Annotated in this window: 12 protein-coding genes; 8 read left to right on the top strand and 4 right to left on the bottom strand. The window is 62.0% G+C overall.

Going from position 1 to position 14,310, the window contains the following annotated elements; genetic code table 11:
* Positions 1 to 101: 101 nt before the first annotated feature.
* Positions 102 to 2,405: a YgiQ family radical SAM protein gene (locus tag AK81_RS07965; protein ID WP_043198103.1), complete on the top strand. Its 2,304-nt coding sequence runs from the start codon at positions 102 to 104 to the stop codon at positions 2,403 to 2,405.
* A 122-nt stretch (positions 2,406 to 2,527) separates the two neighbouring features.
* Here AK81_RS07965 and AK81_RS07960 read toward each other — a convergent pair whose 3' ends face one another.
* Positions 2,528 to 3,115: a TIGR00730 family Rossman fold protein gene (locus AK81_RS07960; RefSeq protein ID WP_043198102.1), complete on the bottom strand. Its 588-nt coding sequence runs from the start codon at positions 3,113 to 3,115 to the stop codon at positions 2,528 to 2,530.
* A gap of 349 nt (positions 3,116 to 3,464) precedes the next feature.
* On the opposite strand from AK81_RS07960, the gene azu reads away from it, so the two are divergent.
* Positions 3,465 to 3,914 (top strand): azurin, encoded by a 450-nt coding sequence (gene azu / locus AK81_RS07955; protein WP_043198099.1) that lies wholly within the window; start codon positions 3,465 to 3,467, stop codon positions 3,912 to 3,914.
* A 114-nt stretch (positions 3,915 to 4,028) separates the two neighbouring features.
* On the opposite strand, the gene nadE is transcribed toward azu, so the two are convergent.
* Positions 4,029 to 4,856, bottom strand: a complete 828-nt coding sequence (gene nadE / locus AK81_RS07950; RefSeq protein ID WP_043198098.1) for an ammonia-dependent NAD(+) synthetase — start codon at positions 4,854 to 4,856, stop codon at positions 4,029 to 4,031.
* A gap of 3 nt (positions 4,857 to 4,859) precedes the next feature.
* Positions 4,860 to 6,065: a nicotinate phosphoribosyltransferase gene (gene pncB / locus AK81_RS07945; protein ID WP_043198096.1), complete on the bottom strand. Its 1,206-nt coding sequence runs from the start codon at positions 6,063 to 6,065 to the stop codon at positions 4,860 to 4,862.
* A gap of 524 nt (positions 6,066 to 6,589) precedes the next feature.
* Between pncB and AK81_RS07940 the strand changes: the two genes are divergently transcribed.
* From AK81_RS07940 to AK81_RS07915, 6 genes are all read left to right on the top strand, one after another.
* Positions 6,590 to 7,726, top strand: a complete 1,137-nt coding sequence (locus tag AK81_RS07940) for a branched-chain amino acid ABC transporter substrate-binding protein (protein WP_043198094.1) — start codon at positions 6,590 to 6,592, stop codon at positions 7,724 to 7,726.
* Between the two features lie 154 nt (positions 7,727 to 7,880).
* Positions 7,881 to 8,795 (top strand): ABC transporter permease subunit, encoded by a 915-nt coding sequence (locus AK81_RS07935; RefSeq protein ID WP_016489422.1) that lies wholly within the window; start codon positions 7,881 to 7,883, stop codon positions 8,793 to 8,795.
* Between the two features lie 2 nt (positions 8,796 to 8,797).
* A complete protein-coding gene (livM, locus tag AK81_RS07930) occupies positions 8,798 to 10,099 on the top strand; it encodes a high-affinity branched-chain amino acid ABC transporter permease LivM (RefSeq protein WP_043198092.1) in 1,302 nt (433 codons plus the stop codon).
* Entirely contained in the window at positions 10,096 to 10,971 is an 876-nt protein-coding gene (locus tag AK81_RS07925; RefSeq protein WP_043198089.1) for an ATP-binding cassette domain-containing protein, read from the top strand. Before livM ends, AK81_RS07925 begins: the two co-directional genes overlap by 4 nt.
* Complete coding sequence (locus tag AK81_RS07920; RefSeq protein WP_043198088.1) at positions 10,968 to 11,684, top strand: ABC transporter ATP-binding protein; 717 nt, start codon at positions 10,968 to 10,970, stop codon at positions 11,682 to 11,684. The genes AK81_RS07925 and AK81_RS07920 overlap by 4 nt, the downstream gene beginning before the upstream one ends.
* Before the next feature lie 593 nt (positions 11,685 to 12,277).
* Positions 12,278 to 13,045: an SDR family oxidoreductase gene (locus AK81_RS07915; RefSeq protein ID WP_043198086.1), complete on the top strand. Its 768-nt coding sequence runs from the start codon at positions 12,278 to 12,280 to the stop codon at positions 13,043 to 13,045.
* Positions 13,046 to 13,163: 118 nt separating this feature from the next.
* Here AK81_RS07915 and AK81_RS07910 read toward each other — a convergent pair whose 3' ends face one another.
* On the bottom strand, positions 13,164 to 14,261 hold the full coding sequence (locus tag AK81_RS07910; protein ID WP_043198084.1) for an AGE family epimerase/isomerase: 1,098 nt from the start codon (positions 14,259 to 14,261) through the stop codon (positions 13,164 to 13,166).
* Between the last annotated feature and the right edge of the window lie 49 nt (positions 14,262 to 14,310).

The following is a 14,310-nucleotide window of genomic DNA, read 5'->3' as shown; positions in this document are numbered from 1 at the left end:
GCTGGCATCCCATGAATCCGACAACCATCGTCGGATTTGGTCAAAATTTGTGCTATATTCCGCGCCCGCGATTTCCCTGCACACCAGAACCGGTCACTGACATGCAAGCAGCCAAACCACTCTACGACTATCCCAAGTACTGGGCCGAATGCTTCGGGCCAGCACCTTTCCTGCCGATGAGCAGGCAGGAGATGGATCTGCTCGGCTGGGATTCCTGCGACATCATCATCGTGACCGGTGATGCCTACGTCGACCATCCGTCGTTCGGCATGGCCATCATCGGCCGCCTGCTGGAAGCCCAGGGCTTCCGTGTGGGCATCATTGCCCAGCCGAACTGGCAGTCGAAAGACGACTTCATGAAGCTCGGCGAGCCGAACCTGTTCTTCGGCGTGGCCGCGGGCAACATGGACTCGATGATCAACCGCTACACCGCGGACAAGAAGATCCGTTCCGACGACGCCTACACCCCTGGTGGCCTGGCCGGCAGCCGTCCGGACCGCGCCAGCCTGGTGTACAGCCAGCGCTGCAAGGAAGCCTACAAGCATGTGCCGATCGTGCTTGGCGGCATCGAGGCTTCGCTGCGCCGCATCGCCCACTACGACTACTGGCAGGACAAGGTGCGTCACTCGATCCTGATCGATGCCAGCGCCGATATCCTGCTGTTCGGCAACGCCGAACGCGCGGTGGTCGAGGTGGCCCAGCGCCTGTCCAATGGCGAGTCGATCGAGAACATCACTGACATCCGCGGTACCGCTTTCGTGCGCCGCGATACCCCGCAAGGCTGGTACGAGATCGACTCCACCCGTATCGACCGCCCGGGCCGTGTCGAGAAGATCATCAACCCGTACGTGAACACCCAGGACACCCAGGCCTGCGCCATCGAGCAGGCCAAGGGCGAACAGGAAGACCCGAACGAAGCCAAGGTCGTGCAGATTCTGGACAGCCCGAGCGTGACGCGTGAAAAGTCGGTAATCCGCCTGCCGTCGTTCGAAAAAGTGCGTAACGACCCGGTGCTCTATGCCCACGCCAACCGCGTGCTGCACCTGGAGACCAACCCGGGCAACGCCCGCGCCCTGGTGCAGAAGCACGGCGAAGTGGATGTGTGGTTCAACCCGCCACCCATCCCTATGACCACCGAAGAAATGGACTACGTGTTCGGCATGCCGTACGCCCGTATTCCGCACCCGGCCTATGGCAAGGAGCGCATCCCGGCCTACGAGATGATCCGTTTCTCGGTGAACATCATGCGTGGCTGCTTCGGTGGCTGCACCTTCTGCTCGATCACCGAGCACGAAGGCCGCATCATCCAGAACCGCTCGCACGAGTCGATCCTGCACGAGATCGAAGAGATGCGCGACAAGGTGCCGGGCTTCACCGGCGTGGTCTCCGACCTTGGCGGGCCGACCGCCAACATGTACCGCATCGCCTGCAAGAGCCATGAAATCGAGAAGCACTGCCGCAAGCCGTCGTGCGTGTTCCCGGGTATCTGCGAAAACCTCAACACCGACCACAGCTCGCTGATCGAGCTGTACCGCAAGGCCCGTGCCCTGCCAGGTGTGAAGAAGATCCTGATTGCCTCGGGCCTGCGTTACGACCTGGCCGTGGAGTCGCCGGAGTACGTCAAGGAGCTGGTGACCCACCACGTGGGCGGCTACCTGAAGATTGCCCCGGAGCACACCGAGCGTGGCCCGCTGGACAAGATGATGAAGCCGGGTATCGGCTCCTACGACCGCTTCAAGCGTATGTTCGAGAAGTATTCGAAAGAGGCGGGCAAGGAGCAGTACCTGATCCCGTACTTCATCGCCGCGCACCCGGGCACCACCGACGAAGACATGATGAACCTGGCCCTGTGGCTGAAGGGCAACGGCTTCCGCGCCGACCAGGTGCAGGCGTTCTACCCGTCGCCGATGGCCTCGGCCACGGCCATGTACCACTCGGGCAAGAACCCGCTGCGCAAGGTGACTTACAAGAGTGAAGGGGTGGAGATCGTCAAGAGCGACGAGCAACGCCGCCTGCACAAGGCGTTCTTGCGCTACCACGACCCGAAGGGCTGGCCGATGCTGCGTGAAGCGCTGGAGCGTATGGGCCGCGCCGACCTGATCGGGCCGGGCAAGCACCAGCTGATCCCGCTGCACCAGCCGCAATCGGACACGTACCAGAGCGCGCGCCGCAAGAACTCGACGCCGGCGGGCAGCCACAAGGTGGGCAAGGAGCAGAAGATCCTGACCCAGCACACCGGCTTGCCACCGCGTGGCAGCGATGGCAGCAAGCCGTGGGACAAGCGTGAGAAGGCCAAGGCTGACGCGTTTGCGCGTAACCAGCAGGCGGCCAAGGAACGCAAGGAAGCGGCGAAGGGCGGTGGCGGCAAGGGTAAGAAGCCGCGTCAGCCGGTCATCCCGCGCTGATCTTGAAAGCTACATAGAACCCTGTGGGAGCGGGCGAGCCCGCGAATGCGATGGTGGATTTACTGACGCATTCGCGGGCTCGCCCGCTCCCACAGGTTAGGTGTTCGGCCGGCTGATCGGGGTCAGTCAGGCTTCTTGTCGACCCACTTCGGCGCCACTGGCGCGACGAAGTTGTCCATGCCATCCAGCAGCTCGTCCGGCTGCTGCCCCAGCAGCAACATCGCCCGGTGTTGCGGCCGCACAAAGCCTTCTTCGACGATATGGTCGAGGAACCCGCCCAACTTCTCGTAGAAGCCGTTCACATCCAGCAGCCCCAGCGGCTTGGCGTGATAGCCCAGTTGCCCCCAGGTCCAGACCTCGAACAATTCTTCCAGCGTACCCAGCCCACCGGGCAGGGCGATGAAGGCATCGCTCAGCTCGGCCATGCGGGCCTTGCGTGCGTGCATGCCGTCGACCACTTCCAGGCGGCTGAGGCCCTTGTGGCCGATTTCGGCGTTCATTAGGCTTTCGGGGATGATCCCGATCACTTCGCCACCGGCCGCCATGGCCGCGTCGGCAACGGTGCCCATCAGGCCGACCGCACCGCCGCCATACACCAGCGTCAGGCCGCGGCGCGCAATGGCCTGGCCAAGTGCGATGGCTGCTTCACGGTAGGCAGGGTTGGCGCCGATGCTGGCGCCGCAGAACACACAAACGGAACGTACGGGCATTGCTCATCTCCTGTCACTCAGGCGGACAGGGTACGGCGCATCCCCGCCGCTTCCAAGGCCGTGTTCATTCCGGCCGGGAGAATTCGCAGATGGCGCCCGTGGCCCCGTGGGCATAGGCGGCGAGCAGGCTGTTGATAAATGCAGAGATGGGCATTTGGTATTGCTCCTAAATGAGAGGTTGTCCCATCGTCTATTAAAAGGGCATGATGTGCTCTTAGATTGGTTGTATACAATCCATTGAACAATTCTACTGGCTGGCCTCTTGACGCCCCCTTGACCCATATCAGAAAGGGGCCGGACGGTTTCAGGCAGTCTCGCAATTGATAAAACCCTGCCAAGGAGATTCATGATGTTTGCGAAAGCTGTAGCGGTATCCCTGCTGACCCTCGCCAGCGCCTCTGTCTTTGCAGCCGAATGCTCGGTGACTGTCGAATCGACGGACCAGATGTCCTACACCACCAAAGAATTCACCGTCGACAAGAGCTGCAAGGAATTCACCGTCAAACTGACCCATTCCGGCAACCTGCCGAAGAACGTCATGGGCCACAACCTGGTGATCAGCAAGACTGCCGACATGCAGGGCATTGCCACTGAAGGCATGAGCCAAGGCATCGAAAAGGGTTATCTGAAAGAAGATAACGCCAACATCATCGCCCACACCGCGATGATCGGCGCGCCGGAAAAAGAAACCGAAGTGAAGTTCGACACTTCCAAGCTGGAGGCCGGTGGTGACTACAGCTTCTTCTGCACCTTCCCGGGCCACATCTCGATGATGAAAGGCAAGGTTGTAGTCAAGTAATGACAGCTGTGTAGGCCTCTCGGGCCTATTCGCGGGCACGCCCGCTCCCACAGGTTAATCACTGTTTTCAAAGGCAGTGATTAACCTGTGGGAGCGGGCGTGCCCGCGAAGCTTTTATGGGGCGAACGGCAGTTCGCGCTTGTGCTGGGTCTTGCGGTAGGTGGCGACGATGATGTCGAACGCCGCCTGGTCAACCGGCAACCCATGCAGGAAGGCATCGATCTGCTGGTAGGTCACGCCATGGGACGCTTCGTCCGGCTTGCCCGGCTCCAGGTCCTCAAGGTCTGCAGTCGGCACCTTCTCCACCAGTGACTCCGGTGCGCCAAAGCTGCGCGCAATGGCCCGCACCTGGTTCTTCACCAGCCCGCTCAGCGGCGCCAGGTCGCAGGCACCATCACCAAACTTGGTAAAGAAGCCCATTACTGCCTCGGCGGCGTGGTCCGTACCGATCACCAGGCCCGCGCGGGCACCGGCGATGGTGTACTGGGCAACCATGCGCGTGCGCGCCTTGACGTTGCCCACCACGAAGTCCACCAGCGTCGGCGAGCCGTTCTTCAACTCCACCACTTCAGCTGCCAGTGCCCGCACTGCCGGGGCGATATCCACCGTGTGCACTTCATCGGCCTTGATCACGTCCAGGCACGCCTGGGCGTCATGCTCGTCATGCTGCACCTGGTAGGGCAGGCGCACGGCAATGAAGGTGTATGCCGTGTCGCCGGTTTCGGCGCGCAGTTCATTCACGGCGCGCTGGGCGAGCAAGGCGGCAGTCAGCGAGTCGACACCGCCGCTGATGCCCAGCACCAGGGTCTTGAGCCGGGCGTTGGCCAGGCAATCCTTGATGAACGCCACGCGCCGGGCGACTTCGGCCTGGAGCGCGGTAGCGTCGGCGAACGGCGGCTGTACCTTCAGCGCCTGGGCAATCTCTTGCTGAACCGCTTGCATGGGTTACTCCTTGCTGGGGACTTTGAATACGTGGCGCATGTAGGCGACGAAGTTCTCGTCACGGCATTGGGTCTTGGCGGCTTCGTCCGAAATCTTGGCCACTGGCGCGCCGTTGCAGTCGGTCATTTTAAGCACGATGTTCATCGGGGCCACACCCGGTATGTCACAGGTCAGGTTGGTGCCGATGCCAAAGCTGACGTTGATGCGACCGCGCAGGGCACGGAAGATCTCCAGTGAGCGGGTCAGGTTGAGGCCATCGGAAAACACCAGGGTCTTGGTCATCGGGTCGATACCCAGATTCTGGTAATGGGCAATGGCCTTCTCCGCCCAGGCCACCGGCTCGCCCGAGTCGTGGCGCAGGCCGTCGAACAGCTTGGCGAAGTACAAGTCGAAATCGCCGAGGAAGGCATCCATGGTGATGCAGTCGGTCAGGGCGATGCCGAGCAGGCCGCGGTATTCGCGCACCCAGCAGTCCAGCGCGGCGATCTGGCTGTCGATCAGGCGCGGGCCGAGCTGCTGGTGGGCCATGATCCATTCATGGGCCATGGTACCCAGCGGCTTGATATCCAGTTTCCATGCCAGGTCGACGTTGCTGGTGCCGACGAAACGGGCCGGGAAGTCGTCGCGCAGCACCCGCACCACCTCTTCCTGCACACGGCTGGAAAAGCGCCGACGGGTGCCGAAGTCGGCTACCTGCAGGTCGGCCAGTTCGTCATCGCTGGCATGCGCGCGCAGCCAGTCGAACTTGCGGTACAGCTGGTCGCGGGCTTCGGCCAGGCGCATGTGCGGGTGCAGCTGGCGGTTGCGCACTTCGCTGATGATCGCCAGCAGTGGCACTTCGAACAGGATCACATGCAGCCACGGGCCTTTCAGGCGCAGGAACAGCTGGTCGTTTTCAATGCCGATGCGCACATAGCGCAGGTTGAAGCGGAACAGGCGCAGAAAACGCAGGAAGTCAGGCTTGAGGAAGCTGATGCGTTCGAGGAAGGCCAGCTGGCCATCATCCAGGGTGAGCTCGCTGAGCAGTTCGAGCTGGTGGCGGATCTCGCCCAGGTAGGGGCGCAGGTCCTCGCCGTTGCGGCAGCGGAATTCCCATTCGACGTCGGCGTCCGGGTAGTTGTGCAGCACGCCCTGCATCATCGTGAGTTTGTAGAAGTCGGTGTCGAGCAGGTTGTGCACGATGCGCTCGGCGAATGCGCTCTCGCTCATCAATGGGGCTCCGGAAGCGGCGAATGGCGCACATTGTGCCAGCCTTTGCATCTTGTGTGGCTGTTCTGGCCTCTTCGCGGGCTCGCCCGCTCCCACAGGTATTGCATTGACCTTGGGCCCAGCGGAGTTCTTGTGGGAGGGGGCAAGCCCGCGAAGAGGCCGGAACAGCCAAAACAGAGGTGTTTTTCCGTGCACCGGCTAGCCTTCAAACGGTGCCGCCTGTAGCAGTCGCGCACCAGCGGTGTGCACTTCGGTGACGTCCGCTGTTACAGGGCGGTTGCACGTAAACACTTGCCAGGGTTGCAATGATGGCACATGGCGGTTGCTCCTTGTCTGTACGTGTGGTGGCGCCTGCCGCGCGGCAGACGGTTGCACGCTCAATAAAGAAAAGGCCGTCGGTCGCCTGCAGTGCACCTGCGCAGTGTGTTTTCCCGGAAGACAAAACCTATGGCACGGCCCTTGCTCTGAGCACAGGGTTGAGAAGTTGTAGTGCCAACCAAAAAAAACTCTAGGAGCACCACCTCATGTCGCAGACGTTTTACAAGAAAGGTTTCCTGGCTCTGGCCGTGGCTACGGCACTGGGTGTTTCTTCGTATGTTCAGGCCGACGTCAAGATCGGTGTAGCGGGCCCCATGACCGGGGCAAACGCGGCGTTTGGCGAGCAGTACATGAAAGGTGCGCAGGCAGCGGCCGACAAGATCAACGCAGCCGGTGGCGTCAACGGCGAGAAAATCGTCCTGGTCAAAGGCGATGACGCCTGCGAACCGAAGCAGGCTGTGGCCGTGGCCAACCGCCTGGCCGATCAGGACAAGGTCATCGGCGTAGTGGGCCACTTCTGTTCTTCCAACACCATTCCAGCCTCTGAGGTGTATGACGAAGCGGGCATCATCGCCATTACCCCGGGCTCGACCAACCCAGCTGTGACCGAACGCGGCCTGGGCGCCATGTTCCGCATGTGCGGCCGTGACGACCAGCAGGGCATCGTCGCTGGCGACTACATCGTCGACGTGCTCAAGGGCAAGAAAGTCGCGGTGCTGCACGACAAGGACACCTATGGCCAGGGCCTGGCCGACGCGACCAAGGCGCAACTGGAGAAACGCGGCGTGAAGCCTGTGCTGTACGAAGGCCTGACCCGCGGCGAGAAAGACTTCAGCGCCGTGGTTACCAAGATCCGCTCCACCGGTGCCGACGTGGTCTACTTCGGCGGCCTGCACCCAGAGGCCGGCCCACTGGTACGCCAGCTGCGCGAGCAGGGCCTGAAGGACGTCAAGTTCATGTCCGATGACGGCATCGTCACCGACGAACTGGTGTCCACCGCCGGCGGCAAGCAGTACGTCGATGGCGTGTACATGACCTTCGGCGCCGACCCGCGCTTGCTGCCAGACAGCAAAGCGGTCGTGGAGGAGTTCCGCAAGAACGGTACCGAGCCTGAAGGCTACACCCTGTACGCCTACGCCTCGCTGGAAGCCCTGGCTGCTGCGTTCAACGGCGCCAAGTCGAACAAGGGCGAAGACGCAGCCAAGTGGCTGAAGGCCAACCCGGTCAAGACCGTCATGGGCGAGAAGAAGTGGGACAGCAAGGGCGACCTGACCGTGTCCGACTACGTGGTCTACCAGTGGGATAAAGACGGTAAATACCACCAGCTGGAAAAACAAAAATAATAACGGCCCACGGCCCGGGCTGGTGCCCGGGCCCAAGCCCCGCTGTACCTGTCTTTATTCGTAGATCTGCACAGTTCTGCGCTGCGAGGGCCCCGCATTGGTGGCCCGCGCCGTGGTCGGCGCTCGTGCAATCTCAATCAGGTGAGATTGCGTTATGGATGGTATTTTCCTGCAGCAACTGGTCAACGGCCTGACCCTCGGGTCGGTCTATGGCCTGATCGCCATCGGCTACACAATGGTCTATGGCATCATCGGCATGATCAACTTCGCGCACGGCGAGGTGTATATGATTTCCGCGTACCTCGCGGCAATCAGCCTGGCATTGCTGGCCTATTTCGGCGTCGAGTCGTTCCCGCTACTGATGTTGGGGACGCTGTTGTTCACCGTCGTCGTCACGGGCGTCTATGGCTTCACCATCGAACGCATCGCCTACAAACCCCTGCGCAACTCCACCCGCCTGGCACCGCTGATCAGTGCCATCGGCATCTCGCTGATCCTGCAGAACTACGCACAGATCAGCCAGGGCGCCCGCCAGCAAGGCGTGCCGACCCTGCTTGAAGGTGCCTTGCGTGTCGAAGTCGGTACCGGCTTCGTGCAACTGACCTACACCAAGATCTTCATCCTGATTGCCGCTTTCGTGGGCATGGGCCTGCTCACCTACGTGATCAAGTACACCAAGCTCGGCCGCATGTGCCGTGCCACCCAGCAAGACCGCAAGATGGCCTCGATCCTGGGCATCAACACCGACCGGGTGATTTCGTACGTGTTCGTCATCGGTGCGGTAATGGCCGCCCTGGCCGGTGTGCTGATCACCATGAACTACGGCACCTTCGACTTCTATGCCGGCTTCATCATCGGCATCAAGGCGTTTACCGCCGCAGTGCTCGGTGGTATCGGCTCGCTGCCTGGCGCCATGCTTGGCGGCATCATCCTGGGTATTTCCGAGTCGCTGTTCTCTGGCCTGATCAACTCCGACTACAAGGACGTGTTCAGCTTCTCGCTGCTGGTGATGATCCTTATCTTCCGCCCACAAGGCCTGCTGGGTCGCCCGCTCGTGGCTAAGGTGTGAACATGTCCGTTGCCAAAACTGCCTCTGCTTCCGAAACCAAGGGTTTCGACCTTAAACGCAGCCTGCTGGAGACCATCGTCGCCGGCCTGCTGGCACTCATTGTGTTTGGCCCGGTCGTCGGCGTGGTGCTCGACGGCTACACCTTCAACGCCGAGCCGCGCCGGGTGGCCTGGCTGGTCGGCGGAGTAATGCTGGGGCGCTTCCTGCTCAGCCTGTACCTGCAGACCGCCGCTGGCGTGCGCATGCTCCAGGGCTTCGACAACGGTGGCTCGGGCGTGCATGTGAACGCGCCGGATTACAAGTCGCGCTTGCGCTACATCATCCCGGCGCTGGTGGTGATTGCCATCGTCTTCCCGATCTTCGCCAACAAGTACCTGCTGACCGTGGTCATCCTCGGCCTGATCTACGTGTTGCTCGGGCTCGGCCTGAACATCGTGGTCGGCCTGGCCGGCCTGCTCGACCTGGGCTACGTGGCGTTCTATGCCATTGGCGCCTACGGCCTGGCACTGGGTTACCAGTACCTCGGCCTGGGTTTCTGGAGTGTGCTACCCCTGGCGGCCATCGCCGCAGCGCTGGCGGGGTGCATACTGGGCTTCCCGGTGCTACGCATGCACGGTGACTACCTGGCAATCGTGACCCTGGGCTTTGGCGAGATCATCCGCCTGGTGCTGAACAACTGGCTGTCGTTCACCGGTGGCCCCAACGGCATGCCGGCGCCTTCGCCAACCTTCTTCGGCCTGGAATTCGGCCGCCGGGCCAAAGATGGCGGGGTGCCGATCCACGAGTTCTTCGGCTTCGATTACAACCCCAACCTCAAGTTCGTGTTCATCTACGCGGTGCTGTTCCTGGTGGTGCTGGCCGTGCTGTACATCAAGCACCGCCTTACCCGCATGCCGGTAGGCCGGGCGTGGGAAGCGCTGCGTGAAGACGAGATCGCCTGCCGCTCGATGGGCCTGAACCACGTGCTGGTCAAGCTCTCGGCCTTTACCCTGGGTGCCTCCACGGCTGGCCTGGCCGGGGTGTTCTTCGCCACGTACCAGGGCTTCGTCAACCCGTCGTCATTCACCTTCTTCGAGTCGGCGTTGATCCTCGCCATTGTCGTGCTGGGTGGCATGGGTTCGACCGTGGGTGTGGTGATCGCAGCGTTCGTGCTGACCGTGGCACCGGAGCTGCTGCGCAGCTTCTCTGAGTACCGGGTGCTGCTGTTTGGCGTGCTGATGGTGCTGATGATGATCTGGCGACCGCGCGGGCTGATCCGCATCAGCCGTACCGGTGTGACCCCGCGTAAAGGAGTGGCGCCATGAGCGACGATATCATTCTCTCTGTCGACAACCTGATGATGCAGTTCGGAGGCATCAAGGCGCTCAGCGATGTCAGCCTGAAGGTCCGGCGCAACCAGATCTTCGCCCTGATCGGCCCCAACGGCGCCGGCAAGACAACGGTTTTCAACTGCCTGACCGGCTTTTACAAGGCCAGTGGCGGGCGCATCGAGCTGAATGTGCGCGGCAGCCACACCAACGTCATCCAGCTGCTTGGCGAGCGCTTCCAGGCGGCGGACTTCGTGTCGCCGGCGCGCTTTGCCAACCGCATGTACTACAAGATGTTCGGCGGCACCCACCTGGTCAACCGCGCAGGCCTGGCGCGCACCTTCCAGAACATTCGCCTGTTCAAGGAAATGTCGGTGGTAGAGAACCTGCTGGTGGCCCAGCACATGTGGGTCAACCGCAACCTGCTGGCCGGGGTGCTCAACACCAAGGCCTACCGCAAGGCCGAAAGCGACGCACTGGACCATGCGTTTTACTGGCTGGAAGTGGTCGACCTGGTCGACTGCGCCAACCGCCTGGCCGGCGAGCTGTCGTACGGCCAGCAGCGCCGTCTGGAAATTGCCCGGGCCATGTGCACGCGGCCGAAGATCATCTGCCTGGACGAACCGGCGGCGGGCCTGAACCCTCAGGAAACCGAGGCCCTAAGCCGCATGATCCGTGTGCTGCGTGACGAACATGACATCACCGTGGTGCTGATCGAGCACGACATGGGCATGGTCATGAGCATTTCCGACCATATCGTGGTGCTGGACCACGGCAACGTGATTGCCGAAGGCGCGCCGCAGGAAATCCGCCACAACCCGACGGTGATCGCCGCCTACCTGGGTGCAGACGAAGAGGAACTGGTATGAGTGCACCCATTCTCGAACTGAAGGACCTGGACGTGTTCTACGGGCCGATCCAGGCGCTGAAAAAGGTTTCGATGCACATCAATGAGGGTGAGACGGTCAGCCTGATCGGTGCCAACGGTGCCGGCAAGTCGACCCTGCTGATGTCGATCTTCGGCCAGCCGCGCGCAGCGTCCGGGCATATCGTCTATCGCGGCACCGACATTACCCGCAAGTCGTCGCACTACATTGCTTCCAATGGCATCGCCCAGTCGCCGGAAGGGCGCCGGGTATTCCCCGACATGACCGTCGAGGAAAACCTGATGATGGGCACCATCCCCATCGGCGACAAGCATGCCGCTGAAGACATGCAGCGCATGTACGAGCTGTTCCCGCGGCTAAAGGAACGGCGTACCCAGCGGGCCATGACCATGTCCGGTGGCGAGCAGCAGATGCTGGCGATTGCCCGGGCGCTGATGAGCCGGCCGAAGTTGCTGTTGCTGGATGAGCCCTCGCTGGGGCTGGCACCGATCGTGGTCAAGCAGATCTTCTCGACCCTGCGCGAGCTGGCCAAGACCGGGATGACCATCTTCCTGGTAGAGCAGAACGCCAACCATGCGTTGAAGCTGTCCGACCGGGCGTATGTGATGGTCAACGGGGAAATTCGCATGACCGGGACCGGGCAAGAGCTGCTGGTCAACGAGGAAGTGCGCAACGCCTATCTCGGCGGGCACTGAGTTGCATTCGGGGCTGCAGAGCGGCCCCATTCTCAATGTGGACAACTTGGCGCGCCTCCCTCTCGATACACGTCAACATACCCTCGCAAGCCCTTGTTTCCACAGGCTGAATCTTGTCCACGGATAATGTGGAACCGCCTGTGGAAAACATGGTGGCATCTCGCTACAGCCCTTTGATACCAAGACCTGTAGCGATGCGATCATTTTTTGATCACATACGCCTTGTGGATGGTTTTCCGAAGTTTTTCACAGCCCTGAAAGCGCGCCTAAATCAAAGTCAGCCCTGTGGATAACTCTGTGTAAAAACCTTGGACAGACCGCTGCAGGCGGCATACTTGAAAGCCTGGCGCCATCACCGAAAAGATATCCACCGACCACGCATCGCTGAAAGGGTTCCGCACCGTGGACAAGTTGCCCCCAATCCGTGGGGAAAGCCTTGTGGATAACATGCGCATAGCTGGCGCCGAGCCTTCTGCCGCAAGGGTTTGCCGGATATGAACAAAAAATGAACAGCGCCCCGAACGGCTTGCTGACAGCGCGCGGCGCGGGCATGCTGCAAAGCTGCCATGACAACCTACCGTGAGGAACAGAGCATGACGTCCACCGTATTCATCACTGGCGCCACTTCCGGTTTCGGCGAGGCCACCGCCCGCCGCTTTGCCGAAGCTGGCTGGAAGCTGGTGCTCACTGGCCGGCGCAAGGAGCGCCTGGACGCCCTGTGTGCCGAGTTGTCGGGCAAGACCGAGGTGCACGGCCTGGTGCTCGACGTGCGTGACCGCAAGGCCATGGAGCAGGCGATTGCCGGCTTGCCGGCCGGGTTCGAAAAGATTCGCGGCCTGGTCAACAACGCCGGCCTGGCGCTGGGTGTGGACGCGGCGCAGAACTGCAGCCTGGACGACTGGGAAACCATGGTCGACACCAACATCAAGGGCCTGATGTACACCACCCGCCTGCTGCTGCCACGGCTGATCGCCCACGGTCGCGGTGCGTCGATCCTCAACGTAGGTTCCGTGGCGGGCAACTACCCGTACCCGGGCAGCAACGTGTATGGCGGCACCAAGGCCTTCGTCGGCCAGTTTTCGCTGAGCCTGCGCTGCGACCTGCGCGGCACCGGCGTACGCGTGAGCAACATCGAGCCGGGCCTGTGCGAGAGCGAGTTCTCGCTGGTGCGTTTCGGCGGTGACCAGGCCAAGTACGACGCGACCTACGCAGGTGCCGAGCCGATCCAGCCGCAGGACATTGCCGAGACCATCTTCTGGATCCTCAACCAGCCGGCGCACATCAACATCAATAGCCTGGAACTGATGCCGGTGAGCCAGGATTGGGCAGGGTTCTCCATCGACCGTTCGGTCAAGGGCTGATTCAGGAAAGCGGGGCCGCTTTGCGGCCCATTCGCAGCACAAGGCTGCTCCTACAGGGATAGCGGTGCCTCTGAAACCTGCGCAATACCTGTAGGAGCAGCCTTGTGCTGCGAAAGCGTCAGCTCAGGCGCTGCAACCCTTCCAGGCAAGTCGCTAAATGGTAGGGCGTGGTCGAAGGCATATCATGCCGGCTGACGTTGCCTTCACCATCCCGGCACTCATACCAGCCCGCTTCCCGCAAAAACCGCGCTTCCAGCGCCTGCAACTGGTCAACCAGCTTCGCCTCGCTCCCCGCGCGCAACGCGAGCGCCCGCAGGTACTCCGCCTGTGCCCAGATGCGCTGAGTGGCATCTAGCACGCGGCCATCCACATCCAGCATCGCCAGTACCGCTCCCTCCTTCACCCCGTACTGTTCGGCAAAGCCGAAAGCCCGGTCGATGGACGCATGCAACGGCGTGTCACGCAGTAGCGGTGAGGTGTGCAGCAGGTAGAACCACTCGAACTGGTGCCCCGGCTCGAACCAGTTATCCACAGCCCCGCGTGGCTTTTCCAGCATTAGGCCGTGGGCCGGTTCGACGAAGTGCGCCTGCAGCGCTTCACACAGCTGCAGCAGCGATTGCTGGGTATGTTCATCGTCACGCACCGCCAGCACCTGCAAAAACGCCTCGGCCAGGTGCATCTGCGGGTTTTGCAGCGGGCCGCTGCCCAGGTCGGCCCAGTCTTCGCCCAGGCTGGCTTCGTACAGGCCGTCGTCACGGGCGAATTGCTGGTCGATGATGCCCAGCGCGGCGTTCAGGGTGGATTTCACCAGGCTTTCGCGCACCTTGCCCCAGTAGTGCGCGCAGGCAAAGACGATGAACGCGTGGGTGTACAGGTCCTTGCGCCGGTCCAGTGGCTTGCCTTGGGCGTCGATACTGTAGAACCAGCCACCGTGCTCGGCATCGTGGAAGTGCTTTTGCAGCGAGCGGAACAACGCCGCCGCACGCTCGGCCGCCCCCGGTTGCCCGATACGGCTGCTGAACAGGTACAGCTGGCGTGCGCAGGCCATGGCCCGGTAGCGCTGCACCGGCAAGGGCTGGTGCTGGGCGTCCAGGGCCTCGTAGGGCAGGGCCATGTCGGCGTTCCAGCCCGGGCCTTGCCACAACGGCACGATGCATTCGGCGAAGTGCTGGTTGAAGCGGGCCAGTTCAGGGAGGGTGGGGCGGGGGTTGGACATTTCGGCGCTCGTCGCTGTCGGGCAGGGCGCCATGGTAGCAGAACTGGGG

Origin of the sequence: Pseudomonas putida W15Oct28 (genome assembly GCF_000708715.2) — a bacterium.
Taxonomy (GTDB): Bacteria; Pseudomonadota; Gammaproteobacteria; order Pseudomonadales; family Pseudomonadaceae; genus Aquipseudomonas; species Aquipseudomonas putida_R.
This window is presented reverse-complemented; position numbering and strand designations above follow the sequence as displayed.

Coding starts and splice junctions, on each gene's coding strand:
- AK81_RS07965 (WP_043198103.1), top strand. CDS start 102: ATGCAAGCAGCCAAACCACTCTACGACTATCCCAAGTACTGGGCCGAA.
- AK81_RS07960 (WP_043198102.1), bottom strand. CDS start 3,115: ATGCCCGTACGTTCCGTTTGTGTGTTCTGCGGCGCCAGCATCGGCGCC.
- azu (WP_043198099.1), top strand. CDS start 3,465: ATGTTTGCGAAAGCTGTAGCGGTATCCCTGCTGACCCTCGCCAGCGCC.
- nadE (WP_043198098.1), bottom strand. CDS start 4,856: ATGCAAGCGGTTCAGCAAGAGATTGCCCAGGCGCTGAAGGTACAGCCG.
- pncB (WP_043198096.1), bottom strand. CDS start 6,065: ATGAGCGAGAGCGCATTCGCCGAGCGCATCGTGCACAACCTGCTCGAC.
- AK81_RS07940 (WP_043198094.1), top strand. CDS start 6,590: ATGTCGCAGACGTTTTACAAGAAAGGTTTCCTGGCTCTGGCCGTGGCT.
- AK81_RS07935 (WP_016489422.1), top strand. CDS start 7,881: ATGGATGGTATTTTCCTGCAGCAACTGGTCAACGGCCTGACCCTCGGG.
- livM (WP_043198092.1), top strand. CDS start 8,798: ATGTCCGTTGCCAAAACTGCCTCTGCTTCCGAAACCAAGGGTTTCGAC.
- AK81_RS07925 (WP_043198089.1), top strand. CDS start 10,096: ATGAGCGACGATATCATTCTCTCTGTCGACAACCTGATGATGCAGTTC.
- AK81_RS07920 (WP_043198088.1), top strand. CDS start 10,968: ATGAGTGCACCCATTCTCGAACTGAAGGACCTGGACGTGTTCTACGGG.
- AK81_RS07915 (WP_043198086.1), top strand. CDS start 12,278: ATGACGTCCACCGTATTCATCACTGGCGCCACTTCCGGTTTCGGCGAG.
- AK81_RS07910 (WP_043198084.1), bottom strand. CDS start 14,261: ATGTCCAACCCCCGCCCCACCCTCCCTGAACTGGCCCGCTTCAACCAG.